This window comes from Flavobacterium saccharophilum (assembly GCF_900142735.1).
Lineage (GTDB): Bacteria > Bacteroidota > Bacteroidia > Flavobacteriales > Flavobacteriaceae > Flavobacterium > Flavobacterium saccharophilum.
This window is the reverse complement of sequence record NZ_FRBY01000008.1, coordinates 42,855-69,074: the sequence shown is the minus strand read 5'-3', so window position 1 is coordinate 69,074 and position 26,220 is coordinate 42,855. Positions and strand designations below refer to the sequence as shown.

Here is a 26,220-nt window from a genome sequence, read left to right as displayed (position 1 = left end):
AAATTTGGTGCAGTATATTTAAAGAATAAATGTTTACCAATCAAAACTTAAAATTAATATCTTAAGTTTTGATCGGTAAACATTTTATTTTGTCTTTAATAATTTTCTAACTGCTTTATAAATTGAAATTTATTCTAGCTCTTTGTGATTTTCAATACAACGCTGCTATTTGATGCTGTTACATTTGGATTAATCCCAATCTCCATTAAAAAATCACCTGAATAAACGGCAGTTTGTACGGCTGCTTTTTTACCTGGATAAACATTAATTTCTTCTACTTTATAATTTAAGTCTGACTGTAATCCTTTTAATTTAATTGGAAGATGTGTTCCCGCTTCATATCTGGAGTTAACAGAATAGTTGAATACCACTGCTTCATTTCCATTTTTATTGACAAACATTACCGATGCGGCATCATTATCCCACGGACTTTGCAGACGATACTGATCACCCTGCCATATTGTATTACTTAGTACATTATAATTTTTTATAGCTTGTTGGGTAAAAGCTAAATCATTTTCGTTTAGATCTTTAACCACAATATCAAAACCTAATCTGCCCATCATGGCAACATCAGTGCGGTATTTAATAGGTTGTTTTCCCCAATCGGTAACATGGGCAGCAATGGTAAGTGCAGGATAAAAATACGAGTATTCCCATTGGATGTATACACGCTCTAAAGGATCCGTATTGTCACTTGGCCAAAAATCAGTAAAATATTTCAACGCTGCATAATCTACTCGGCCTCCACCACCTGAACAAAGCATCATGGGCACTTTTGGATATTTTACACGAATACGTTCTAATACTTTATACAGTCCGTTTACATAATCCGTGTAAAAATTATTCTGCTTGTCTTTTAGATTACTGGAGTACGCATTATAAATTACAGCATTACAATCCCATTTGATATAAGCCAATTCGGGGTTTTCGGTAAAAAGATTATCTACAATACCGTAAACAAAATCCTGTACTTTTGGATTCGATAGATCCAAAACTAACTGATTACGGAAATAATGCTCTGCTCTTGCCGGTTGTTTAATAACCCATTCCGGATGTTTTTTATATAAATCACTAGCAGGATTTACCATTTCCGGCTCAATCCAGATTCCGAATTTTACCTGATTATCTTTAGCCGTTTTCACTAAAGTTCCAATTCCGTTTGGCAATTTCTTTTTATTTACCTCCCAATCTCCCAAACCTGCATTGTCATTGTTACGGGGGTAATTGTTTCCGAACCATCCGTCATCCAATAAAAACATATCTACACCCAATTTTTTACTATCGGCAATAAGTACTTTAAGTTTATCTTCGTCAAAGTTGAAATAAGTCGCTTCCCAATTGTTCAGCAATGTCATGCGACTTCCTTTTCCGTCTAATATTTTATAATTTCTTGACCAATCGTGTAAATTACGACTTGCATATCCTTTTCCCTTTGATGATAAGGTGTACCAAAATTTTGGTGTTGTAAAAACTTCATTTTTAGGCAATGAATAAGCTGCAGCAGCATTGTTAATACCTGAGATAATACGCAGATTATTTAAAGGATCTAATTCTAAATCAGTTCTAAAATTCCCTGACCATTCCAGACCTGCAAACAAAACTTTTCCTTCGTCTTCTGTAGCTGGTTTGTCTAAAGAAACCATAAATACCGAAGGCTGAAATAAATTAGCGCGGGAACCTAGTTTTGTATCTAAAACCTTAATTCCGTGTGTCAGTTTTGTTTCTTCAGGCTGCATTTCTCTTGCCCATTCACCATGATATTGGTTTAGCCAAAAATTACTGTATCCTTTAAGATATAAATTTGCTGAAGCATATTTATTTAAAGTAATATTTGCTTTTTCGCTATGCTGAATGGTGGTCCATTGTTCGATAACATCAGTGTCATAAAACGCCTGAATAAACATATGAACCTCAACAGGGTAAACAGGGTCTTTTAGGGTAATTTCTGTTTGCGAAATTCCGGCACTCACAGTTGTTGTTTTATGCGCTACATATAATAAATCTAATGACGTATTCCCATCACTATGTGTTACAGAAATTGCAGGTTCTAGTAAGTTTTTAGATCCTGATGGAGTATAAGCTGCATTATAAATACCTGAATAATCTGTCCCCTGACGAAACTGACCCTGAATCTTTTCATACTCAAAATCGTTTGCCAGTTTTTCTCCCAAATAAATAGTGTTCACTTCTTTTCCCGAAGTTACCTGCAAAATAAGTGCATTGCTTTTTGTTTTTACTGAGATAATTTGTTGTGCGGTTATCGTACTGGAATAGCCTGTTAGAACAAAAAGAGCTACCGTGAAAGAGCTCTTTAACGTTATAAATTGTTTTTTCATTTAAGTATATCTATTACTTCTTTAGTTGATAAACATTATTTAGAAAAGAAGCTCTATATTATATTATCGAGACTTCTTTAAGAAATAAAAATAGGAATCAAATCCTAAATATCTTCAAAAATAGAAAAAACTTAATTTTTTTAACAATATACGTTACTTTCGTCCGCAGCTAATTGAATACTAAAAATTACTTTAAAGCTTCATAAAGTATTTCTACAGGATGTTGTGCTTTCCGGCCTGTGCCATCTGCAATTTGATGCCTGCAACTTGTTCCTGATGCGGAAATCAATGTCGCCTGTTGCTCAGAACGGATGGCTGGAAACAAAACCAATTCTCCTATTTTCATCGAGATATCATAGTGTTCTTTCTCATAACCAAAAGATCCTGCCATACCACAACAGCCACTTGGAATATTCAGAACAGTATAATTCTTTGGTAACGTTAAGATTTTTTTTAATGGAACCAATGACGATAAAGCTTTCTGAAAACAATGTCCGTGCATTCTAACTCTTTCTATTTTATCCGTAAAGCTATCAGAGGAGATTCTTCCCGCTTCTAATTCTTTGGCTAAAAACTCTTCAATTAAAAAAGTTTTTGTTCCAAATAATTTTGCTTTTGCTTTTAAGTCTCCACGACATAAATCAGGATATTCATCACGGAAAGTTAATATTGCAGAAGGTTCAATTCCGATTAAAATTCCATCTTCGGGAATAGCTTTCTCAAAATCCTGAGTATTTTGTTCGGCAATTTCTCTAGCTTCTTTTAGCATTCCTTTTGAAAGATAGGTTCTTCCGCTTATACCTATTTTAGGAATTTCAACCAAATACCCCAAACGATTCAGAAGTTTAACCGTTGTCTGACCAATTTCTACATCATAATAATTTAGGAACTCGTCATTATACAGATATACTATACCATTTATAAAATCTCCTTCCTGAATGTAATTTTTCATCCATTTAGCAAAAGTAGTTTTATGCATTAAAGGCAACTTTCTTTGTGTTGCAAAACCAGTTGATTTTTTGATGATATTCCCTAATAAACCTTTAGTAGATAAATTATAAGCCCAGGGAATCGAAGCAAACAAATGGTTTATTTTTGGCGTATTCCCAATTAATCTCGAGCGAAATTTCACTCCATTTTTATCATAATATTGTTGTAATGTTTCAGCTTTTAGCTTTGCCATATCCACATTCGAAGGACATTCTGATTTACAGCCCTTACAACTTAAGCACAAATCAAGTACATCCAGAAGGTTTTCGTCATCAAACTTATTTTCTTTTTTTGAGTTTGTAATGGTTTCTCTTAAAATGTTGGCTCTTGCACGGGTAGTATGTTTTTCATCACGCGTTGCCATATAACTCGGACACATGGTACCGCCGCTTTTCTCTGTTTTTCTACAATCTCCGGAGCCATTGCACATTTCGGCAGCTCGTAGGATTCCGTTATTTTCAGAGAAATCAAAATACGTTTCCGGCATTGGCGTGTCCTGACCAGCTGTGTATCTTAAGCTAGAATCCATAGGTGGTGTATTCACAATTTTACCCGGATTAAAAACGCCCCAAGGATCCCAAACTTCTTTTATCTGAATAAACAATTGATAAATTTCTTCACCTAACATCAGCGGAATAAATTCTCCTCGAAGTCTTCCGTCACCATGTTCTCCACTTAAAGAACCTTTATATTTTTTTACCAAATGCGCTATGTCTGTCGCTATGGTTCTAAAGAGTGCTGTTCCCTCTTTGGTTTTTAAATCAATAATGGGACGAAGGTGTAATTCTCCCGTGGCTGCATGCGCATAATGAACACAGTTTAAATTTCTTTCTTTTAATATTGCATTAAAATCTTCGATAAATTCCGGTAAATCATTAACATCTACGGCAGTATCTTCAATTACAGCAACGGCTTTTGCGTCGCCGGGAATATTAGACAATAACCCCAAACCTGCTTTTCTTAAAGTCCAGACTTTATTAGTATCATCACCGTACACAATCGGAAAATGATAACCAAGGTTTTTAGAACGCATCAAAGCTTCCATTTCCTTTGCAACAGCATCAATTTCTTCTTGTGAATCTCTTAAAAATTCAACTGCTAAAATGGCCTGAGGATCTCCTTTTACAAAAAAACGATTCTTGCTTTGTTCGATATTTTCTTTGGTACATTCCAAGATATAATGGTCAATTAACTCAACACTATCCGGATTAAATTTCAAAGCTTCTATATTCGCTTTAAGCGATTCATTAATACTTTCAAAATGCACACAAACCAAAGCTGCATAAGGTTTTAAAGCATCAACTAAATTTAATTTTATAGCGGTGGAAAAGAATAAAGTTCCCTCAGATCCTGCAATTAATTTACAAAAGTTGAACTTTTCATCAGAATTACAAAAAGGCATAGCATCCGCCAATAAATCTAAGGCATAACCTGTATTTCTTCTCGGAATTGTTTTCTTCGGAAAATTATCTTCAAATAAAACTCTGTTACTTTCAGAAGATAATATTTCTTTTGCCTGAACATAAATAGCTTGCTCTAAAGGGCTCACGACATTAATTCCGTTGCATTTATCTTCAAACTCAGCATTGGTCAAAGAACCAAAGGTGACTTCATTACCATCAGCCAAAAAACCTTTAATTTCTAATAAATGCTCACGTGTAGATCCATAAATAACAGATCTTGCGCCACAGGCATTGTTTCCGACCATTCCACCAATCATGCAACGATTACTGGTTGACGTTTCCGGGCCAAAAAATAATTTATAAGATTTTAAATGGAGATTTAATTCATCGCGAATTACTCCCGGCTCTACCCAGGCTGATTTGTTAGCCTGATCTACCGATATAATTTTGGTGAATTCTTGTGAAATATCAACTATAATTCCGTTTCCAACCACCTGACCTGCAAGCGAAGTTCCGGCTGCACGAGGTATCACACTACTGCCATTCTCTCTTGCAAAAGCGATAATTTTCTGAATATCTTCTTTTGTTTTCGGAATCGCTACCGCCAAAGGCATTTCTTTATAAGCACTGGCATCTGTTGCGTAGAGCAAACGCATGGTGTGATCGTAAAATAATTTACCTTCTAATTGTTTCTCTAAACCTTCAAGATTAATAGAACTCTTGGAAAGGATATTATTATCATTCATTTTAATACTTTATTATATAAATTTCGCCACAAAGGCGCAAAGTCGCCAAGGTTTTGTTCTTAAACTTCATGCCTTTGTGACGACATTTCTTTTACAATTCGCTTAAAGCGATATCTAATAATCTTACCATTTCATCCGCATTTTGTTTACTGAATGTCATTGGAGGCTTTATTTTTAAAACATTGTGCAAAGGCCCGTCGGTACTTAGTAAATAGCCGTTTGCTTTCATTTTTTCCACCACAATGTCTATTTCAGGAACGGCAGGTTCCATAGTTGTTCTGTCTTTTACCATTTCGGCTCCAATGAACAATCCATGTCCGCGAACGTCACTAATAATTGGATATTTTGCCATTAAACCTTTAAGCCCGTTCATTAAATGATTTCCAACTTCTAAGGCATGTTTTTGCATTTCTTCTTCCTGAATAACATCTAAAACTGCCAATCCTGTTGTCATGGAAACAGGATTACCTCCGAAGGTGTTAAAATATTCCAGCCCGTTATTGAAAGCGTCAGCAATTTCTTCAGTTACAATTACAGCTGCTAATGGATGCCCATTACCGATTGGCTTTCCTAAAACTACAATATCCGGAACTACATTTTGCAATTCAAATCCCCAGAAATGATCTCCAATTCTTCCGAAACCAACCTGAACCTCATCAGCAATACAGACACCTCCGGCCGCTCTGACATAGTCATAAGCCGTTTTTAAATAATTTTCCGGTAACGGAATCTGACCTCCAACTCCTAATAACGTTTCGCAGATAAATACGGCTGGTGCTTTGTCTTCCTTTTTTAAGTCTTCAATAATTCTTTGTACATCAGCAGCGTATTTTTCACCTGCTTTTGTGTCGCCATATTTATAAGGTCCGCGATACAAATCAGGATTAATCGCTTTGTGTATCCAGGGCATTTTTCCAGAACCACCTTTACTATCAAATTTATACGGACTCATTTCCATCGCCACGGTTGAAGTTCCGTGATAGGCGTGATCCAAAACAATAATATCTTTTTGTTTGGTAAAATGACGACTCATTCTTATTGCCAAATCATTAGCCTCACTACCCGAATTCACGAAGTAACAAACACTTAGTTTTTCCGGTAATGTAGCAGTTAATTTTTCTGCATACTCAGTGATAGCGTCGTTTAAATATCTTGTATTGGTGTTTAAAGTTGCAATTTGCTTTTGCATTTTTCGAACTACTACAGGATGACAATGCCCAACATGCGAAGGGTTATTAACACAATCTACGAAGGTTCTTCCTTTGTCATCATACAAATATTGCAAAGCACCTTTCACAATTTTTAATTTGTCTTTGTAACCGATACTCAAATTTCGACCAATTTTCTTTTTTCGAACTTCAAGTAAATCGCTGTAATCATCATTATTGATTAATCCGGTAAAACCACAAGCTTTTCTAAAGACATCCTGCGCTTTGATTGGATTAATTTCGATTAATTTATACAACAAATTCCAGGCTGGTTTTTCGGTAATAAAATGATGTTCATTATTACTATCTAATGACGCATTATAAGCCGATTGTGTTACGCTTATACAAAGTCTTCCCGCAATTAAATAGTATAATAAATCTAATTCTTTCTCTTGAAGTGCGTATGCTTTATGATATCCTGCCACAATCGATGCAGCAACAGTCAGCGGATCTTCTTCATCCAACATGGCATAAGTACAGGCTATCGCCAAATTATTGACTAATGCAGTATAAACCATATCGCCAAAATCAATTAAACCACTAATACGATTTCCTTGTACTAATATATTATAGTCATTGGCATCGTTATGAATATAAGCATGTCTTAAGCGATGAATTTCCGGTACTACTTCTGTGTCAAACTGTAACAGAAAATAACCGGCAATTCTTCTTTTTTCATGGTTCAGAATATGTTTTAGGTTATCACCTGCTTCACTGGCGCGGCTGATATCCCACGTATAACTGCGGTGCATAGCAGGATGAGAAAAATCGTGTAACGCATGATCCATACTGCCCAAAAAAGAGCCCAAATTATGGTGTAATTCACTTGTTTTTTCTTTTACATCAACCCAAAAAGTACCTTCTAAAAAGTTTAGTATTCTTATATAATAGGTTTTAGAATCTCTTATTATTTTAGTTAATTCTTCTCCCTGTTTATTGATGCTAAAGTGCTGAAAACAATCTGAAATATTGCTTTTTTTAAGATGCTGGATAATATTAATCTGCGCTTCCAGAAAAGGAAACGGATGACTCTCATTTGATACTTTTAGAATGTATTTTTCATTTTTTTCATTCGATAAAAGAAAATTTAATTCATCATACCCATTTAATGCTTTTACGGTTACATTTAATCCGTAATGCTCTTTTACTAAACCCTGAATTGTTTCTTCTGAAAAAGTCATTGGTATTATATTAAATTGTTTTTGTCTTTTTATTTTATTTCCAAATTATAGCTTGTGCCGGCTGTAGCGGATTTTGTCCCACCAATATCTTACTTCCTTGAGGAACTGATAAGTTTACAGGCTCATTTGTATAATTTACTCCCACATAAAAACCATCACGCCATTCTATAAAAACTCCTTTTGGCAAATCTTCAATGGCTACTTTAGCACGAGAGTAAACAGTACGAACCACTTCTCTTTCTAAGGCGCCATCATTACTTTCGACACCAATATAGGTAATGGTTCCTTTTCCTAACTTTCTGCTAACAACAGCCGCTTTATCTTTGTAAAACTGATCATCGTAAGTTGCTAAAACTTCTGTTCCTGCTTTTGGAGTCAATATATCTGCCCAGGTATTCCATTTATAACTGTTATTTCCCGCTTTGATAGTGCCGTTTACATCTGCAACTAACATATCAAAAAAGTCAACATCTGCACCAATTAACGGAACAATTGGAGCGTTCCAGTTTGCTTCAAAGAAATGACCGTTTTTATCTTTCTGGCCTGTGCGACAGGATAGAATTAAATTTCCTCCATTCTCAACATATTTTTGCCACTTCGCTACCAGTTTTTGATCTACTAGCTGATAAGCCGGTGCCACAATAAAAGCATACTCATCAAAATTATCTCCTTCGGTTATAAAATCCATTGGCGCACCAGTTGATTTAACGGCGGCAGTATAAGTATTTCTATGTTTCCAGGTGTTCCAAAATCTGGTTTGTTTTTGATTTTCTAAATCCCAAAGATTTTCATGACTCCATAAAAAACCTGTTTTTCTCTTTGCAATTTCCTGAGGTATTACTGCTTTCGGATCGTACTCTTTACGAAGCTTTTTCATGTCTTCAATCGATTGTACAAATTCTTTTCCTCCCTGAGAAAGCGTAACACCATCTGTTCCTACTATTCCGTCGTGGTACATTTCGCTGCTTCCAAGCGGATGCCTGTATCGATACGTACAGGTAAAAGAACAACCGCCACCAAAAGCTTGTGAAAGCCACATATGAACTGTTCCCGGAAGTAATTGTGGATTGATACTGGCCCAATTTACTTGTCCCGGCTGCAATTCCATAACACCTGTAACACCACTTATCGATCTATAATAATCGTTTGCTTCTGAAATTTTACTTGGAGAACCCATTCTAAAACTATCTCCGCCCAAAGGATTTTGACCGCTTACCGGATACATAGTGTAGGTGATAAAGTCCATTTTGTCTGCACTTCTTGGATCGGCATCATAAATTACATTGGTAAAATTTGTTGTAATCCATTGTTTTGGATCTGTGTATTTTCGAAGTATTTCTGCTTGTCTGTTTAAGTATTCTCCTTGTGCATCCGAAGTAAATCTTTTGAAATCTAAAACCGCATGTGGGCTTAATTTATCTTCAGAATACATTTCGGCATTTGGCAAAACAATTTGTTCGAAATTATTATATCTCGTACTCCAGAAATTCCCAACCCATTCGGTATTTAACTTTTCTATTGTTCCATATTTAGCTTTAAGCCAGGTTTGAAAGGCTTTACGGGCAGAAGGACTAAAATCGGCAGTTCCCAGGGGTTCATTATCGATTTGCCAACCCATAATATTTTTATTCTTACCGTATCTTTTCCCTAATTCGGCTACAATCTTATCGGTAAATTCTCGGTATTTTTCATTTGTAATAGATACGTTGGCTCTATTTCCGTGTTCTCTGCGACGACCGTTGGCATCAACCAGATAGATTTCAGGATATTTCTCTCCCATCCATGCCGGAGGAGTTGGCGTAGGCGTACAAAGAATAACTTTTAATCCTTCTTTTTCGGCTATAGCCAAAGCATCATCGAGCCATTTAAAATCATACTTTCCCTTTTCAGGTTCCATATAAGTCCAGGCAAATTCAGCGAAATGCGTGAATTCAAATCCAAACTTTTTAATATTTTTTAAATCACGTTCCCATTGCTCTCTTGGCCATTGTTCCGGATAATAATAAACCCCAATTTGCATTAAATCTTGTTTCGGGAAAAAACGCTGTGGATCTTTCTTTTCCGTAGCAGTAGTTTTTTTACTTTGAGAAAAAACAAGCGTAGAACTGCAATTTGCAATAAGCAAGCCTGTTAAAACTATTTTTGTTAACGATATTTTTTGGTTGAACATACTTTTTAATATTGTTGTATTAATCAAATTTAGAAATTAGTTTGACTATTTGTCTTGTAAAAGCAGCATTAAATAATGAGAGGCAGACCAACTGAAACTGTAGGCTTCTAATCCTTTTCCCGTAACCGGCTGATAATTTTCTCTAATTGAAGTTCCTTTGTCTAAAACTCCTTCTGCATTGTAAATCAGTTTATGCGCTAATTCATTTGCTTCGCTTGTGTATCCGTATTTTTCTAATCCGTTGATTCCAAAATAACTTTGATCAAGCCAAACCGGTCCTCTCCAGTAGCCTCCTTCCGGCTTAAATTTAGGATGATTTGCGGCCAATGTTGGTAAAGGAACAAAAGTGTTTAGTGAGTTTGTATCTAACATATTGACTTTAGCAGCCTTAGCTTGTTCGGCCGTAGCAACTTCAGCCCAAATTGGTAAATATCCTTCGCATCCCATTGCTTTAATCAATGTTTTTCCGTCGATTGTAGTGTCATAAAACCAACCCGTTGCGCCATCCCAAAACTGATTTTGAATTTTAGCTTTTAGCGTTACACTTTCGTCTTTCCATTTTTTAGCTTCTTCCGTCAGTTTTAAAACGGCAGCCATTTTATTTAAATAGTCCTTTTCAGCATATAGAAACGAATTTAAATCTACACTTTCCTGATCTAATGAATAGGCTTTCTCTCCATTTTTCAGAATTTTACTATCATCAAAACGAACGGCATTGTCCATTCCACTTTCCCATTTTGCAGCGATCACAGTTCCGTCAGTTGAACCAAATTCACATAGACCATCCTGATCATGATCACGGTCTTTATACCACCAATTGTGATATAATTTTAATTTTGGATAAAACTCTTTTATGACATTAACGTCTTTCGTTTTTTCATAAATTTTCCAGATTGCCCATGCAGCAAGCGGTGCTTTCGTGTTTCGGTAATTGTTTTCTTCCAGAAGATTATTTCTGTAGATACAATCCGGAATGAATCCGTTTGGTTCCTGATAATCAAATAAGGCACGCATTTGATTTTTTGCCAATTCCGAATCATAATTGGCTACGGCAACAGCATGTTTCCAACTGTCCCAAGCCCAAAAACCATGAAACCATTCGTAATTGTAACTTGGAAAAAGGCCTCCGTGCTTTAATCCTTCAGCAGCAATTCTGGTGTTGTTTTGTAAAGTTAAAACCAATTTTGCAACCAAATCAGAATACACTGCATCTTTGTAAATGCTTTTCTTATTGGCTATTAATTCTGCTAAATGTCTTTCTTTTTCTTTTTGCGTTTTGTTAAGCAATGTTTTGAAAACTGTTTTTGCAATGGTTTCATTTTCATTTTTCCATGAATATTGAGCAAAAATAAAAGTTTGAGCCACTACAATCTCTTTAGTTTCATTTGGTTTTAATACCAGTTTTTCTGTCTGAGCTTTGTATCCTTGTTTGGTGATTTCAATTTCAGGGTTACTATTTAAGAACTGAATGTAGCCTGTCGCTGTACTTTTTACAGAAACGATTTTTAATTTTTTATCTTCTTGAGACAATTGTAAATCATCTAAAAAAATGTTCCCATTATAAGACGGAAAAAGGGTTATCATTTTTCCTGATTTATTAGTAATGCTTGTTTTTTGTAATGCTGAATGACCGGATAAAAATACCAACTGTTGGTTTATTTCTACTTTGTCATTTTTAAATTGTTGCTCTAAATGGCTATTGTAACTATTTTGATCAATTAATGCACTTTTCCAATTGATGACTTCCTGCTTATTTTCGTCCTTTAATTCTAAAGCAACAAAGGAAGGACTTAACCAAACCCCGTTTTGTTCTGTCATTAAAAAAGGTCCTGAAAATCCTGCCTTAACTTCTGATGATTCTAAAAATCCGAATGCAAACCACGCACCTTTATCTGAGAAAGCTAATGATTTTCTGTCTGTAGCATTTGTTGGGTTTCCTTTATAATTAATACTGTTTTTGGCGGATTCTAAGTTTGGGAAACTTTTTTGAGACCAACCAAACTGCAGTACAAAAAAGGGTGCAAGAATAAAAAGTATTTTCTTTTTGCCCATGTTATTTTGTTTTTATGATGTGTTTTTACTTCAATTTCTACTTCTCCTTATGGAAGATTTTTTTACATAAAAAGAATAGCCCAAGAAATATAGGCTATTCTTTTTAAATTAAAATCATTTACATTACTAATTGGTTTGTAGTTCTGTTAAGTGAATTGGGTAAAAGTTATTTTTTTCATCCGTGACTTTTCCTGAAATTGTTTTTTGTGCTTGTGCAAAGTTGATGGTTGGCAACCACAAGCATAACAGTAAAGGAATAAAATTTAGTTTCCTGATTAATAGTTTTTTCATTTTGGTTAATAGTTTTGATTAATTTTTTTTCTTGTTTTCTTTTTTTGTTTTTTAGTTTATGCAGGCAATTTATCTGGTCAATGCCGAAAAAAACATTGACCAAATAAACTACGGTGTTCTCTTTATTCTATTTTTTTTTACAGACCTGTTCCGGGGTCTATAAATCAAATTTTATTCCTTGTGCTAATGGCAAACTCGTAGTGTAGTTGATTGTATTCGTTTGTCTTCGCATGTAAACTTTCCACGCGTCAGAGCCTGACTCTCTTCCTCCGCCTGTTTCTTTTTCTCCACCAAAAGCACCGCCAATTTCAGCACCGGATGTTCCTATATTTACATTGGCAATACCACAATCAGAGCCTGTAACTGATAAGAATAGTTCCGCTTCTCTTAAGTTATTGGTCATAATTGCAGATGATAATCCCTGTCCTACGCCATTTTGGATTTCAATTGCGTCTGTAACACTTCCTGAATATTTTAATAAGTACAATACAGGGGCAAAAGTTTCGTGTTGTACAATCTCAAAGGTATTATCAGCTTCAGCAATTGCAGGTTTCACGTAACAGCCACTTTCGTAACCTTCTCCTGAAAGTACGCCGCCTTCAACGAGAATTTTTCCTCCTTCAGCAACTACTTTTTCCAGCGCCTGATTATACATTTCAACCGCATGCTTGTCGATTAACGGACCTACATGGTTCTTTTCGTCTAATGGGTTTCCGATACGAAGTTGCTTGTAAGCAGAAACTATCGCATCTTTAACTTTATCATAAATACTTTCGTGAATGATCAGACGACGCGTTGAAGTACATCTTTGTCCGGCTGTTCCCACGGCACCAAAAACGGCACCAATCACAGTCATCTTAATATCTGCATCCGGGGTTACAATAATGGCATTGTTTCCACCTAATTCTAATAATGAATTTCCTAAACGTCCAGCAACTACCTGCGCGACAATTTTACCCATACGAGTAGAACCTGTAGCTGAAATTAACGGCACACGTTTATCACTTGTCAATAATTCTCCTATTTTATAATCGCCATTGATTAAGCAAGAAATTCCTTCCGGAAGGTTGTTTTCTTTGATAACTTCAGCAATAATATTTTGGCATGCAATTCCGCAAAGAGGTGTTTTTTCAGAAGGTTTCCAAACGCAAACATCACCGCAAATCCAGGCCAAAGCAGTATTCCACGCCCAAACTGCTACCGGAAAGTTGAATGCCGAAATGATTCCAACAACTCCCAAAGAATGATATTGTTCGTACATTCTATGTCCAGGACGCTCAGAGTGCATTGTCAAACCGTGTAACTGACGTGAAAGACCAACTGCAAAATCACAGATGTCGATCATTTCCTGAACTTCACCATAACCTTCCTGCAACGATTTTCCCATTTCATAAGAAACCAGTTTACCTAAAGCTTCTTTGTTTTTTCTCAATTTCTCACCAAACTGACGCACGATTTCTCCACGTTGTGGTGCTGGCATTAGTCTGAATTGTTTGAAAGCAGCTGTCGCTGATTCCATTACTTTTTCATAATCTGCGGCGGTCGAAGTTTTAATTTTCCCAATTAATGCTCCATCGACCGGAGAATAACTCTCTAAAATTTCTCCGTTTGAAAAATTGTTTATTCCTGTTGAAGTTCCTTCGTTAATTTCCTTTATACCCAATTGGTCTAAAGCTTCTTTAATTCCGAATCCTATTTCTGTTGTTGTCATTTCGACTTTTTATTAATTTGTTATGCTGCATTTGTAAAAAAGCAGGGTACTATTTTACACTCAGAAAAGCTTTTCTGAGTATTCCATTTCTTTTATAAAATTTTGATTTTATTATTTAGTTTCCTGCAGCTTTACATCAGTACTCTCAAATATTTTATCGGCAGATGATGCCACAAATCCCTGATATAATTCTCCGTTTGCCATTGGATAACGTAGGGCAAATTCATAATAACAAGATGGAATTTCTAAAGCACCTTCTTCAAAATCTACCACATACAAATCTGCTAATGTGCTTGATTGTTCCAGCAATTGCTCTGGTGTACCTTTAATTTTTCCTCCGGATGCATTGAGTTTCCATCCGCTTGCTTCTAAAAAGTTATTTAATTCTTCTAACGTTTTAAACTCTTTTAAAGCATTAGTATTTATAGTAAAATGATTGGCTCTAAAACCGTAAACATACATCCAGGCAGCATATTCAGATTCCTCTAATAATGATTTGTAGATTTTTTGTGAATTTCCTTTCCAAACAGAACCGCTTAAAACCAATTCAGGATCGTTGAAGACATTTTGATCACAACTGTTTAAGATATCTTGAACTGTTTCTTGCAATTCAGCTGAACACTTTTCTAATTCTAATTCAGAAATAAAAATTCTTGGAGCGCTCTTATCAGTAGTATGTTCATAATGTTTAGCATATAATTTTTTAGTCTCAAAATTATATTCTCCTCTTGCTTCATAACCAACATTTAAAAAAGGTTTTTCTAAAACGGCAATATTAACACGTTTATCATTGAAAGTACGAATTGCGATATGGTCATTCTGAATTTCTTCACCTCTGTCTTCTAACAATTCATGTATTTTTTTTGCAGATGGAGTAATATCAGCATATTGCTCCCATAGTTTCGTAAGTAATTGATCTTTATTCATTTCGGTTATGTTAAAATACTGTTATTATGACACAAATCTATATATAAAGATGTAAATATAACAGTCATTACATACGATTATTGATATCTAGACATTTTAAATGCTTTTTTTTGTAATTTTGACACTTTAAAATCCAGTTTTAACATAAGAATTGTCAAAATAATAGAATCTCTAAACAATCAAGAGCTATGGCGAGTACCAAGAAGAATGAAAATACTGATTATTTAGATAGAGAAATCATGCAAAAACTAAGTGAGAATGGAAGAATACCATTTTCAGATCTTGCGAAGGAATTAAATATATCCAATTCTTTGGTACATTTAAGAGTGAAGAAGTTACAGGAAGCTGGAGTTATTACAGGTTTCTCTGTAAAACTAAATGCTAAAGAACTTGGTTTTGAAACTATTACCTATACTGGAATTGTTACCAAAGAAGCTCGTTATTCCTATTCTATAGCAGAAAAACTGAAAGAAATCCCCGAGGTGATAGAATGCCACTGGGTTTCAGGAAAATATGCCTTATTTATTAAAATTGTTTCTTTTAACAATGAAGAACTTCGTAAAATTTTATACGAACAAATTCATCAGATTGAAGGCGTTGGAAGTACGGATTCGTTTTTTTCTTTTGGTGCTGCGTTTGAAAAAAATCTGCCGGTTTAAATATTAAAATTCCAAAGCTCAAACTCCAAATTCCAAAGCTGAAATTCTGGGATCAATACAGATTGTTGTGGAGAAATATTAAAATGCTGAGTTTATGTTTTTAAAATCAAATAGAAATGCAGGATCTTTTAGAATCAACGCTAGATGTTGTTGGGAAACATTGAAAATTTCATACATCTTAATTATTTTTTAACACAGAGAACACAAAGATTTTTCGCAGAGTTCACTAAATTTTAAGTTGTATTTACACAATCTAAGTCCGCAAAGCTTTGTGAACTTTGTGTTTTTACTAAACTTAGAATATTTTAAAAAACGCTGTGTTCTCTGTGGTAATTTTTTTTTCTCTCCACAGCTTTTCGTATTGACCCAAATTCTGCAAAGCAACTATAAATAAAAAATCCCAAATTCCAATTGTTAAGTTGGAATTTGGGATTTAAATATTGGAATTTATTATGTCGTTTAGTCTAAAATAAAACTCACACTTACATTGGCTGTAATTTCAATTTCTCCAATAGCTAATGTTTCGTTAGAAGCACCTTCAGCGTTATCCATAGCCATAGACTTCATAGCATACATTGGTTGTGGGTGATAAACTTGTGAGTTATCAGAAATAACAAAGGCTTTACCAACTTTTTGACCTAAAACAGAAACATAATCTTCTGCTTTTGCTTTAGCATCTTTCATTGCAATTTTTCTTGCTTCAGATTGATATTGCGCTAATTTTGATGATTCAAAGGAAACTTTATCCAAACGGTTAATTCCTTGCTGAACTAAACCTTCCATCAATTCATCATATTTAGATAAATCTTTTACTAAAATTTCAACTGTCTGAACTGCATTATAGCTTGTTTTCTTTTTTTCGTAATCGTATTGCGGATTAAGAGCCACTTGTTTTGTTCTGAAATCAGTTGTTGGAATATTCATTTTTTTGATGAATTTTAAAACTGCGTCCATTTTTTCGTCATTTTGCTTTTTGACGTCTTTAGCATTATTTCCTTTCGTTTCAACTGTAGCTGAAATAGAAACCTGATCTGGAGCTACTTTTACTTTTCCTTCTCCATTTACATTGATCTGCGGAATTTGTTTGGTTTCCTGGCCGTAAGACATAGTCATAAACATGATTGTTAAAAATAATACTACTTTCTTCATTTTTGTTATATTTTAAAATTATTAATAAGCACATTTCAAAAGTTATGCCAGCATTATAATTTTCCTAATTTGGCCATAACAAAAAGTATTAAAATCGGAATGGCTAATAAAATAACCATCAAACTGTGGTCTACAATTAAAGAAGGTTCTTTTACCAAAGTAATCAAATAACCGCCTATAGCACCTCCAAAGTGTGCTGTGTGTCCAATATTGTCATTTTTGGCTTTCATTCCGTAAATTGAGTACAATAAATATAAAATTCCGAAAAGATAAGCTGGTATTGGAATAACAAAAAAGATTCCCAACATCATATCGGGCTGCAACAATATGGCAGAATATAAAATTCCGGTAACGGCGCCTGAAGCCCCTACTGCACGATAACTATAATCATTTTTATGAAAAAGCATTGTCAGCAAACTTCCAAAAATCAAACTTCCAAAATAAATCAGAACGAAAGAAATTGATCCAAGCCATTCGATGACAACCGGTGCAAACATCCAAAGTGTAAACATATTAAATATTAAATGCATCATATCAACATGCAAGAAACCGGAGGACAACATTCTGATTTGTTCTCCTGAACGAATACTTCCAACATGAAATTCGTATTTTCTAAAAAAAGCAAGGTCATTAAAACCTTTGTAACTAATCAAGGCATTGGCAATTATAATCCCCGCCAAAACGGTATTAACGTTATACATAAAAAACATTTAATGTGAAGGGTAAATATAATCATTCTCAAACATAAGTTTACAAGAAACCAAAACATCCATGGTTATTCATTTTTAATTTATCTTTGTAAAAAAAATTAGATGCAGTTTCTAGCTTATATAGTGGCCTATCCCTTTCTTTGGCTTATTTCTATACTTCCCTTTCGTATATTTTATTGGTTTTCAGATTTTGTATATTTCCTTGTATATCACGTTATTGGATATCGCAAAAAAGTAGTGCGCGCTAATCTGGCACTTACTTTACCCCATTTAAGTGATACTGAAAGAAAAGAAATTGAAAAGAAGTTTTATCAGCATATGTGTGATATGTTTTTGGAGATGATCAAAACGATGAGTATTACGCCTGAAGAAATGGAAAAAAGATTTACCATTACCAATATGGATCTTTTTCATGAATATGAAAATAAAGGAAAAAGTGTTGTATTAGTTGCTTCACACTACGCAAGCTGGGAATGGCTTTTGACACTTAATAAAAGAATGCTTTTTAATGGTGTTGGTGTTTATAAAAAAATTGCCAATCCTTATTTTGATAAACTGGTTCGAAAAATCAGAGGAAAATATGATGCCGAATTGGTTGAAACTAAGAAAGCCATTCCGTTAATGGCGCAAAACCAGCGTGATGGAATTTTGAGTCTTTACGGTTTAGCTAGTGATCAATCTCCAAAACTGGATAGGATTTTTCATTCGATGAAGTTTATGGGAATTGAAGTTCCGGTTCATACAGGAGCTGAAATGTTGGCCAAAAAATACGACTTAAGTGTTATTTTTATCAAAGTAAAAAAAGTTGGCAGAGGTTATTATGAAGCTACAATTGTACCAATTGCTGATAATCCTAAAGAATATGAAAATTTTGAAGTAACTGAGAAATATTTAAGAGAAGTAGAAAAACAAATCTATGAAGCTCCTGAATATTATTTATGGACACACAAAAGATGGAAACATCGCGTTCAATAATGTTTCTTTTATAAGAAAACTTAAAAGTCCAAAAAGCAGTAATTGCTTTTTGGACTTTTGCATTTATGTAAGTCGGTTAAAACTCGAAAACAATGTTTTTAAGTCATGTAAAGTGCATTTTGATGGGTTTTTGTAATGATTTTTTCCTCTTTTAAACAAATGGTATTTTACACAAACAATATACATTTGAAGTTGATTAAAATCTATCCAAAAACCACATTAAAAGTATTACCATGTCTAAAAAATTACTTTTTACATTTTTGATATCATTCATTTCCATGACCACTTTTGCTCAAAGTCCAAAAAGGGGCATTGCTTATGGAAACAATTCTACCGCTGATTTACTTGCTCTAAAACCAGGTATTTCATGGTGGTATAATTGGGGATCATCACCTGAAAATGACATCAATTCAAATTATGAATCACTAGGTATTGAATATGTACCAATGGCCTGGGGGAAAATTAATGATGCAGATTTACAAGCTTTTATCGACAAAATTAAACCAGGCGCCAAATATTTACTGGCTTTTAATGAACCCAATTTTACAGATGGCGCCAGATTAACGCCGCAAGAAGCTGTAAATGCATGGGTTAATGTAGAAAAAATTGCTGCGGCAAAAAATCTTGAAATCGTTAGTGCTTCGCCGGCTTACAATGGACCAAACAACTACGGTGGTTTTTCTGATCCTGTAGCCTGGCATGACCAATTTTTTCTTTTATGTCCAACCTGTAAAGTAGATTATATTGCTTTTCATACTTATGATAATACATCAGGTTCTGTCATTGGTGTTACAGGACTTCTTAAAAAATACAATCGTCCGGTTTGGGTAACTGAATTTGCTAACAGGGTCATTCAGACTGCAGCTGAGAAAATAACTTTCATGAAAGAAATCATTACCAGTTTTGAAAATGATCCAGATATTTACAGATATTCATGGTTTACTGGAAGAGTTCCTGCCGATTGGATTGACATGCAGGAAGGACAATTATTAGCTCCTCAAAGTGGTGTTTTAAAACCAATTGGTACTGAATACATAAATACAACGTACACCTCAAAAAAAATGAATGTTCCTGGCCGAATTACAGCCAACAAACATTATAGAAGAAAAGGTACCGGTTTACAAAATACAACAGATTCCGGAACTGGTCAAAATGTTTGTTTTATTGCAGCGGGAGATTGGAATGAATTCATGCTAAATGTTGCTGATGCCGGAACTTATAATTTGACTTTTAGAGTAGCATCTCCAACGGTTCCAGGTAAATTTGATGTTTTAGTGAATGATGCCGTAGTGAAAACAGATGAAACTTTTCCAGCTACTGGCGGGTACCAAACCTATGCTGATAAACTTGTAACTGGCGTTACATTACCAAAAGGAGAAGTTTATCTTAAAATAAAATTCAAATCAAATGATATGAATTTTAACTTTATCGATGTTACTGCGGCTAACTTAGGTGTAAACGACCCAACAATTGAAAAAGATTACTTTACTGTTTATCCAAATCCTATTAAAACACAATCAACTCTTCATATTAAATCAGATGTGACAGAGCCCTTACGCCTAAAAATTATTGACATGAAAGGGATTGTCTGCTATTCATCCAATGATCATTTTACGAATGAAGATATCAAAATTGGCGATAAACTCTCTAGCGGTGTTTACATTGTTAATGCAACTTATGGAATAGTAAGGAAATCAATAAAAATCATCAAAAATTAATAACCATCTCTCTAAAATAGTTCCCCAAAAAAAAACTCTTTCAACTTAATGAAAGAGTTTTTTGTTTGAAACAGATTTAAAAATCTTAGCAACTTAGATCCTTAGTATCTTAGAATCTTTCTAACTAAATTCCCGCAATTGCTTTTATTTCATCAATTATTCGAAGTGCTAAAATATCAGCTTTTTCCTGAGAAGGAGCTTCCGTATAAATACGAATAATCGGCTCTGTGTTTGATTTTCTTAAATGAACCCATTCTGTAGCGAAATCAATTTTTACACCATCAATCGTAGTAATATCTTCGTTTTTATATTTTTCAGTCATGGCAACTAAAATGGCATCAACATCAATTTGTGGTGTTAATTCAATTTTATTTTTACTCATATAATATTCCGGATAAGAAGCTCTTAAAGCCGAAACTGACATTTTTTTGTTTGCTAAATGTGTTAAGAATAAAGCAACTCCAACTAAACTATCACGTCCGTAGTGAGATTCTGGATAAATAATTCCTCCGTTTCCTTCACCACCAATAATAGCATTATTTTTTTTCATCAATTCAACAACATTCACCTCGCCTACAGCACTTGCTTCATAGCTTCCGTTGTGCGCTTTAGTAACGTCACGTAAAGCACGTGATGATGACATATTTGAAACTGTATTTCCAGGAGTTTTACTCAAAACATAATCAGCGCAAGCCACTAATGTATATTCTTCTCCAAACATTTCTCCGTCTTCGCTAATGAAAGCCAAACGATCTACATCCGGATCAACTACAACTCCTAAATGCGCTTTTTCTTTAACTACCAATTGTGAGATATCCGTTAAATGTTCTTTTAAAGGCTCTGGATTATGAGGGAAATGTCCGTTTGGTTCGCAATATAATTTCACAACTTCAACACCCATTAATTCTAATAATTTCGGAATAATAATTCCTCCCGAAGAATTAACTCCGTCAACAACAACTTTAAATTTTGCCGCTTTTACAGCTTCAACATCAACCAAAGGTAAATTTAAAACCTCGTCGATATGAATATCCATATAAGCATCATTCACAGTAATTTCGCCTAAGTTATCTACATCAGAAAAATCGAAAGCTTCAGCTTCTGCAATTTCAAGAATTTTAGCCCCCTCAGCTCCGCTTAAAAACTCTCCTTTTTCATTCAATAATTTAAGAGCGTTCCATTGTTTTGGATTGTGAGAAGCCGTTAAAATAATTCCCCCGTCCGCTTTTTCTAAAGGTACAGCAACTTCCACAGTAGGTGTTGTTGAAAGTCCAAGATCAATTACATTAATTCCTAAACCTATCAACGTATTTACAACAAGATTATGGATCATCGGACCAGAAATTCTGGCATCACGACCAATCACAACCGTTAATTTTTCTTTTGAAGTATTGTTTTTCAGAAAGGTTCCGTATGCCGATGCAAATTTTACAGCATCAACCGGAGTTAGATTATCACCAACTTTTCCTCCTATAGTTCCGCGAATTCCGGATATTGATTTTATTAAAGTCATTTTTTTGAGTTATGGTTATCAGTTACAAATATAGATTTTTTTTAAGTTACTAAGATGCTAAGATTTTTAAAAAAAGTTGCTAAGAGACTAAGATTTTAAGGATCTGAGATTTTTAAATATTTACGTTGAAACTATATATTATTCTCTAAAAAACGATGTCAAAAACTTTTCATACTTTTACTTAAATAACTTAGGATCTTAGCAACTTAGTATCTTACATATCTATAAAAAACCTTAGTAACTTAGCATCTCAGAACCTTAGCAACTCAAAAAAAATGAACTTCCTAGCCCACATATATCTTTCAGGTGATAATGATTTGATCAAAATCGGTAATTTTATGGCGGACGGTATTCGTGGAAAACAGTTTGAACACTTTCCAGAAGAGGTGCAAAAAGGAATTATTTTGCATCGTTTTATTGATACTTATACTGATTCGCATGATGTTTTTAGACAAAGCACCAAGCGATTACATGAAAAATACCATCACTATGCCGGCGTGATTGTAGACATTGTTTATGATCATTTTTTAGCTAAAAACTGGAGCAACTATTCCGATGAAAAACTAGAAGATTTTATAAATCGATTCTACAATTCACTTCATACCAATTATGATATTCTGACTGAAAAAACACAAGATCTTATGCCTTATATGATCGAAAGAAACTGGCTTTTGAGTTATCGGACGGTGGACGGCATTCATCAGATTTTAACGCAAATGGATCGAAGGTCAAAAAATCTATCTAAAATGCAATTTGCCAGCGAAGAACTTAAAGAATTTTATGCCGAATTTGAGCAGGAATTCACTACTTTTTTTGTAGAAATACAACATCAGGCCAAACAAAAATTACTATCCTTGTAAAATTAAATTGATTCTATAAAAGACAATCTTTCCCCATATGAAAAAAATTACCTTTTTATACTGTTTTATTACTGCTTTTAGCTTTGCACAACAAAATCCAACCGGATTGGTAACTTCAAAAGCTATGGTCGTTTCGGCCAGAGAAGAAGCCTCTAAAATAGGTGCAGACATTATGAAAAAAGGAGGAAATGCTTTTGATGCAATGGTTGGTACCGAATTAGCCTTGGCCGTTGCTTTTCCGTTTGCGGGAAACATTGGTGGCGGTGGATTTATGGTTTATCGAAAAGCAAATGGCGAAGTAGGATCTTTAGATTATCGTGAAAAGGCACCATTGGCGGCATCAAAAGATATGTTTTTAGATAAAGACGGAAATGTAATCAAAGGAAAAAGTACCGAAACTGCTTTGGCAATTGGCGTTCCGGGAACTGTAGCCGGTGTTTTTGCCGTTCATAGAAAATTTGGCTCGATGCCAATGTCTGAAATTTTAAAACCTGTTATTGCTTTAGCAGAAAGAGGCGTTGTGGTAACAAAGAAACAAGAAAAAAGTCTGAACGATTATCGTGATGCTATCGTAAAAGTAAATGGGGCAGCCACTTTGTTAGCTTCTAATTTTAAAGAAAAAGACACTATAAAATATCCAGCACTTGCCAAAACTCTAAAACGAATTTCAAAGAATGGCAGAAATGAATTTTATAAAGGTGAAACGGCTAAAATTTTAGTTGATTATCTTCAGAAAAATGGTGGAATTATCACTTTGGAAGATTTAGCAAAATATGAAGCTAAATGGAGAAAACCCCTTCAATTTACCTATAAAGATTTAAAGATTACTTCAATGTCTCCGCCAAGCAGCGGCGGAATTTGTCTTGCTCAAATTCTAAAAATGATTGCTCCTTATGATTTGGCAAAAATGGGACATAATTCCCCTGAAGCCATTCAGGTCATTGTGGAAGCAGAAAGAAGAGCTTACGCGGACAGAAGTCAGTTTCTGGGTGATCCTGATTTTGTAAAAATTCCGGTCAACGCCTTACTCTCTGGAGATTATTTAAAAGATAGAATGGCTACTTTTAATGTTGACAAAGCCAGTTTATCCTCAGAAATAAAAGAAGGAAAAGTAACTTACAATGAAAGTACAGAAACCACACATTATTCTATAGTTGATAAATTCGGAAATGCGATTGCAGCAACAACAACCTTAAATGACGGTTATGGCTCTAAATATTATTGTGATGAATTAGGTTTCTTTTTAAACAATGAAATGGATGATTTTAGCGCCAAGCCAGGATCTCCAAATATGTTTGGTTTAGTTGGAAATGAAGCTAATAGCATTGCACCTCAAAAAAGAATGTTGAGTTCAATGACTCCGACAATTGTAGAGAAAGATGGGAAACTTTTTATGGTGGTGGGAACTCCCGGAGGCTCTACTATCATAACATCGGTTTTACAAACTATTTTAAACGTTTACGAATATAAACTGAGTATGCAAGAGGCGGTAAATGCACCAAGATTTCATCATCAATGGTTACCAGATCTTATTACTTTTGAACCTAGTACTTTTGATAACACTACTATCGATAAACTGAAAGCAAAAGGGTATTTAATCAATGAAAAAGCCACACCAATAATCGGTAAGGTCGATGCTATTTTGGTACTTCCAAACAAAACTTTAGAAGGTGGAGCCGATTTTAGAGGTGATGATACAGCAGTGGGGTTTTGAATTAAAATAGATTTTAAATAAAAATCATACAATTTTGAATGTTATACCCTAAATTTGCACTATTCCCCTAATTTTTACAGATAGAATGCTAAAAAAATATTTCAGAAAACTAGAAAGCGTTATTGCTTTGGCACAGTCCTTAATGACGCCAAAGCAGTTTATTTTTTTATCAAGTGTTTTAATTGGTATTTCATGCTCTTTAGCGGTAATAGTTTTAAAAACTTTTGCGCACAGTGTATTTTCTTTTGCAACTTACATAAATGGTATTTTAAAACTGAGTTTTATCAATAGTATCCTGCCTATTATTGGTATTCTGCTTACTGTTTTTGTTATCAAAAAAGTTCTTAATGGAACGATCGAAAAGGGAACTTCTCAAATCTTATATGCTGTTGCTAAAAAAGCCAGTATTATTCCGAGAAAACAAATGTATGCGCAGATTGTAACCAGCTCTTTAACGGTTGGTTTAGGAGGTTCTGCAGGTCTTGAAAGCCCAATCGTGGTTACAGGAGCCGCGTTTGGATCTAACTTTGCTCAAAATTATAAATTACCATATAAAGACAGAACCTTACTTATTGGCTGTGGTGTTGCCGCAGGAATTGCAGCTGCTTTTAATGCACCTATTGCCGGCGTTTTGTTTGCTATCGAAGTTTTATTGGTTGATGTTAGTATCTCAGCCTTTACCCCTATCATGATTTCGGCCGCAACTGGTGCTTTGGTTTCTGCAATTGTTTTGGATGAAACTATTTTATTGTCTTTCAAAAAACAAGAAGCTTTCAATTATCACAATATTCCGTTTTATGTAATTCTTGGTATTTTAACTGGCTTTATAGCCGTTTATTATGCAAGAAACTTTCAAAAAGTAGAGCATTATTTTGCACACTTAAAAATGGGTGCTTACAAAAAAGCATTAATTGGATCTTCCTTATTAGCGTTGCTTATTTTTGTCTTCCCAACGCTTTTTGGTGAGGGTTATGAAAGCATTAAAACTTTGTCTGAGGCTGATCCGGGTAAAATACTGGACAATACCTTATTTGGAGATTTTAGAAATAACCAATGGGTTTTACTTCTTTTTGTTGGATGTACCATGATGGTAAAAGTTTTCGCTTCCGGACTAACTATTGGAAGTGGAGGAAATGGAGGTAACTTTGCTCCCTCCCTATTTTTAGGTTCTTATCTGGGATTCTTTTTTTCAAAATTTGTAACCATGATTGGTTTGTCAAAATTACCAATCAGTAATTTTACCATGGTCGGAATGGCGGGTATTTTGAGCGGATTATTTCATGCTCCTTTAACCGCAATATTCTTAATTGCCGAAATTACGGGTGGTTATAGTTTAATGATTCCGTTAATGATTGTATCTTCTATAAGTTTTGCCATCTCAAAACGTTTTGAAAAATATTCACTTGATGTAAAGGGTCTGGCTAAAAAGGGACATGCTTTTACAAGTAATAAAGACTCCAATATTCTTTCAACTTTAGATATTGATACCATTATCCAATGTGATTATTTAACGGTTCATCCAGATGAAAACCTTACTAAATTAGTTGATCTTATTTCGCACTCCAATCAGGTTGTTTTTGCTGTCGTAAATAATGAAAAAGAATTAGTTGGTGTCGTTCATTTTAATGATATCCGCGAAATTATTTTTAATAGTTATCGTGTAAAATATACCTTGATTAAAGATGTCATGAAGACCCCAGCGGCTACCATTTCTTCTTATGACAGCATGGAAATTGTAATGAGTAAGTTCGAAAAATCAAAAACAGCTTTTCTTCCCGTTTTACGAAATGAAAAATATTACGGCTTCATTTCCAAATCTATAGCACTTGAAGCTTATAGAATGAAACTTCGCTCTATGACGATAGAATAAAAGTGATTTATTAATCCTAATCCAAGTAATTTCG

General features: G+C 34.5%; 17 protein-coding genes. 6 read left to right on the top strand and 11 right to left on the bottom strand.

The window, feature by feature from the left end; genetic code table 11:
* Nucleotides 1-134: 134 nt before the first annotated feature.
* From BUA98_RS22045 to BUA98_RS22010, 8 genes are all read right to left on the bottom strand, one after another.
* Nucleotides 135-2,339: an alpha-galactosidase gene (locus BUA98_RS22045; protein WP_072976156.1), complete on the bottom strand. Its 2,205-nt coding sequence runs from the start codon at nucleotides 2,337-2,339 to the stop codon at nucleotides 135-137.
* A gap of 187 nt (nucleotides 2,340-2,526) precedes the next feature.
* Nucleotides 2,527-5,478: an FAD-binding and (Fe-S)-binding domain-containing protein gene (locus BUA98_RS22040; protein ID WP_072976155.1), complete on the bottom strand. Its 2,952-nt coding sequence runs from the start codon at nucleotides 5,476-5,478 to the stop codon at nucleotides 2,527-2,529.
* A 91-nt stretch (nucleotides 5,479-5,569) separates the two neighbouring features.
* The gene (locus BUA98_RS22035) at nucleotides 5,570-7,867 is read right to left on the bottom strand and encodes an aminotransferase class III-fold pyridoxal phosphate-dependent enzyme (protein ID WP_072976154.1); all 2,298 of its coding nucleotides are present in this window, start codon (nucleotides 7,865-7,867) and stop codon (nucleotides 5,570-5,572) included.
* Between the two features lie 34 nt (nucleotides 7,868-7,901).
* Nucleotides 7,902-10,037 carry a beta-galactosidase gene (locus tag BUA98_RS22030; protein WP_072976153.1) on the bottom strand — a complete coding sequence of 712 codons (2,136 nt, stop codon included), beginning with the start codon at nucleotides 10,035-10,037 and terminating at the stop codon, nucleotides 7,902-7,904.
* A 45-nt stretch (nucleotides 10,038-10,082) separates the two neighbouring features.
* On the bottom strand, nucleotides 10,083-12,089 hold the full coding sequence (locus tag BUA98_RS22025) for an MGH1-like glycoside hydrolase domain-containing protein (RefSeq protein WP_072976152.1): 2,007 nt from the start codon (nucleotides 12,087-12,089) through the stop codon (nucleotides 10,083-10,085).
* A gap of 126 nt (nucleotides 12,090-12,215) precedes the next feature.
* Nucleotides 12,216-12,380 carry a hypothetical protein gene (locus tag BUA98_RS22425; protein WP_159433483.1) on the bottom strand — a complete coding sequence of 55 codons (165 nt, stop codon included), beginning with the start codon at nucleotides 12,378-12,380 and terminating at the stop codon, nucleotides 12,216-12,218.
* Nucleotides 12,381-12,537: 157 nt separating this feature from the next.
* A complete protein-coding gene (amaB, locus tag BUA98_RS22015; protein ID WP_072976150.1) occupies nucleotides 12,538-14,091 on the bottom strand; it encodes an L-piperidine-6-carboxylate dehydrogenase in 1,554 nt (517 codons plus the stop codon).
* A gap of 111 nt (nucleotides 14,092-14,202) precedes the next feature.
* Nucleotides 14,203-15,018, bottom strand: a complete 816-nt coding sequence (locus BUA98_RS22010; protein WP_072976149.1) for a DUF1338 domain-containing protein — start codon at nucleotides 15,016-15,018, stop codon at nucleotides 14,203-14,205.
* A gap of 188 nt (nucleotides 15,019-15,206) precedes the next feature.
* Here BUA98_RS22010 and BUA98_RS22005 point away from each other — a divergent pair, with 188 nt between their 5' ends.
* Entirely contained in the window at nucleotides 15,207-15,677 is a 471-nt protein-coding gene (locus tag BUA98_RS22005) for an Lrp/AsnC family transcriptional regulator (protein ID WP_072976147.1), read from the top strand.
* 459 nt (nucleotides 15,678-16,136) lie between these two features.
* On the opposite strand, the gene BUA98_RS22000 is transcribed toward BUA98_RS22005, so the two are convergent.
* On the bottom strand, nucleotides 16,137-16,826 hold the full coding sequence (locus BUA98_RS22000) for an SIMPL domain-containing protein (protein ID WP_072976145.1): 690 nt from the start codon (nucleotides 16,824-16,826) through the stop codon (nucleotides 16,137-16,139).
* Nucleotides 16,827-16,879: 53 nt separating this feature from the next.
* Nucleotides 16,880-17,527: a rhomboid family intramembrane serine protease gene (locus BUA98_RS21995; RefSeq protein ID WP_072976171.1), complete on the bottom strand. Its 648-nt coding sequence runs from the start codon at nucleotides 17,525-17,527 to the stop codon at nucleotides 16,880-16,882.
* Nucleotides 17,528-17,638: 111 nt separating this feature from the next.
* On the opposite strand from BUA98_RS21995, the gene BUA98_RS21990 reads away from it, so the two are divergent.
* Both BUA98_RS21990 and BUA98_RS21985 read left to right on the top strand, forming a co-directional pair.
* A complete protein-coding gene (locus BUA98_RS21990) occupies nucleotides 17,639-18,511 on the top strand; it encodes a lysophospholipid acyltransferase family protein (protein ID WP_072976143.1) in 873 nt (290 codons plus the stop codon).
* Between the two features lie 233 nt (nucleotides 18,512-18,744).
* Nucleotides 18,745-20,229, top strand: coding sequence for a glycosyl hydrolase (locus BUA98_RS21985; RefSeq protein WP_086065496.1), 1,485 nt, complete (start codon nucleotides 18,745-18,747; stop codon nucleotides 20,227-20,229).
* Between the two features lie 124 nt (nucleotides 20,230-20,353).
* Here BUA98_RS21985 and glmM read toward each other — a convergent pair whose 3' ends face one another.
* Complete coding sequence (glmM, locus tag BUA98_RS21980; RefSeq protein ID WP_072976139.1) at nucleotides 20,354-21,742, bottom strand: phosphoglucosamine mutase; 1,389 nt, start codon at nucleotides 21,740-21,742, stop codon at nucleotides 20,354-20,356.
* Between the two features lie 275 nt (nucleotides 21,743-22,017).
* Here glmM and BUA98_RS21975 point away from each other — a divergent pair, with 275 nt between their 5' ends.
* The 3 genes from BUA98_RS21975 (at nucleotide 22,018) to BUA98_RS21965 (ending at nucleotide 26,186) form a co-directional block, all read left to right on the top strand.
* Nucleotides 22,018-22,602, top strand: coding sequence for an acyl carrier protein phosphodiesterase (locus BUA98_RS21975; RefSeq protein WP_072976137.1), 585 nt, complete (start codon nucleotides 22,018-22,020; stop codon nucleotides 22,600-22,602).
* 37 nt (nucleotides 22,603-22,639) lie between these two features.
* Entirely contained in the window at nucleotides 22,640-24,316 is a 1,677-nt protein-coding gene (gene ggt / locus BUA98_RS21970; RefSeq protein ID WP_072976135.1) for a gamma-glutamyltransferase, read from the top strand.
* Between the two features lie 85 nt (nucleotides 24,317-24,401).
* On the top strand, nucleotides 24,402-26,186 hold the full coding sequence (locus tag BUA98_RS21965) for a chloride channel protein (protein WP_072976133.1): 1,785 nt from the start codon (nucleotides 24,402-24,404) through the stop codon (nucleotides 26,184-26,186).
* Nucleotides 26,187-26,220: the final 34 nt, after the last annotated feature.

What these genes read in the sequence shown, in the direction of transcription:
- BUA98_RS22035 (WP_072976154.1), bottom strand. Translation starts at nt 7,867, where the DNA reads ATGACTTTTTCAGAAGAAACAATTCAGGGTTTAGTAAAAGAGCATTAC.
- BUA98_RS21975 (WP_072976137.1), top strand. Translation starts at nt 22,018, where the DNA reads ATGAACTTCCTAGCCCACATATATCTTTCAGGTGATAATGATTTGATC.
- BUA98_RS22030 (WP_072976153.1), bottom strand. Translation starts at nt 10,037, where the DNA reads ATGTTCAACCAAAAAATATCGTTAACAAAAATAGTTTTAACAGGCTTG.
- BUA98_RS22040 (WP_072976155.1), bottom strand. Translation starts at nt 5,478, where the DNA reads ATGAATGATAATAATATCCTTTCCAAGAGTTCTATTAATCTTGAAGGT.
- BUA98_RS22025 (WP_072976152.1), bottom strand. Translation starts at nt 12,089, where the DNA reads ATGGGCAAAAAGAAAATACTTTTTATTCTTGCACCCTTTTTTGTACTG.
- BUA98_RS22425 (WP_159433483.1), bottom strand. Translation starts at nt 12,380, where the DNA reads ATGAAAAAACTATTAATCAGGAAACTAAATTTTATTCCTTTACTGTTA.
- ggt (WP_072976135.1), top strand. Translation starts at nt 22,640, where the DNA reads ATGAAAAAAATTACCTTTTTATACTGTTTTATTACTGCTTTTAGCTTT.
- BUA98_RS22010 (WP_072976149.1), bottom strand. Translation starts at nt 15,018, where the DNA reads ATGAATAAAGATCAATTACTTACGAAACTATGGGAGCAATATGCTGAT.
- BUA98_RS21985 (WP_086065496.1), top strand. Translation starts at nt 18,745, where the DNA reads ATGTCTAAAAAATTACTTTTTACATTTTTGATATCATTCATTTCCATG.
- BUA98_RS21965 (WP_072976133.1), top strand. Translation starts at nt 24,402, where the DNA reads ATGCTAAAAAAATATTTCAGAAAACTAGAAAGCGTTATTGCTTTGGCA.
- BUA98_RS22045 (WP_072976156.1), bottom strand. Translation starts at nt 2,339, where the DNA reads ATGAAAAAACAATTTATAACGTTAAAGAGCTCTTTCACGGTAGCTCTT.
- amaB (WP_072976150.1), bottom strand. Translation starts at nt 14,091, where the DNA reads ATGACAACAACAGAAATAGGATTCGGAATTAAAGAAGCTTTAGACCAA.
- glmM (WP_072976139.1), bottom strand. Translation starts at nt 21,742, where the DNA reads ATGACTTTAATAAAATCAATATCCGGAATTCGCGGAACTATAGGAGGA.
- BUA98_RS22000 (WP_072976145.1), bottom strand. Translation starts at nt 16,826, where the DNA reads ATGAAGAAAGTAGTATTATTTTTAACAATCATGTTTATGACTATGTCT.
- BUA98_RS22005 (WP_072976147.1), top strand. Translation starts at nt 15,207, where the DNA reads ATGGCGAGTACCAAGAAGAATGAAAATACTGATTATTTAGATAGAGAA.
- BUA98_RS21990 (WP_072976143.1), top strand. Translation starts at nt 17,639, where the DNA reads ATGCAGTTTCTAGCTTATATAGTGGCCTATCCCTTTCTTTGGCTTATT.
- BUA98_RS21995 (WP_072976171.1), bottom strand. Translation starts at nt 17,527, where the DNA reads ATGTATAACGTTAATACCGTTTTGGCGGGGATTATAATTGCCAATGCC.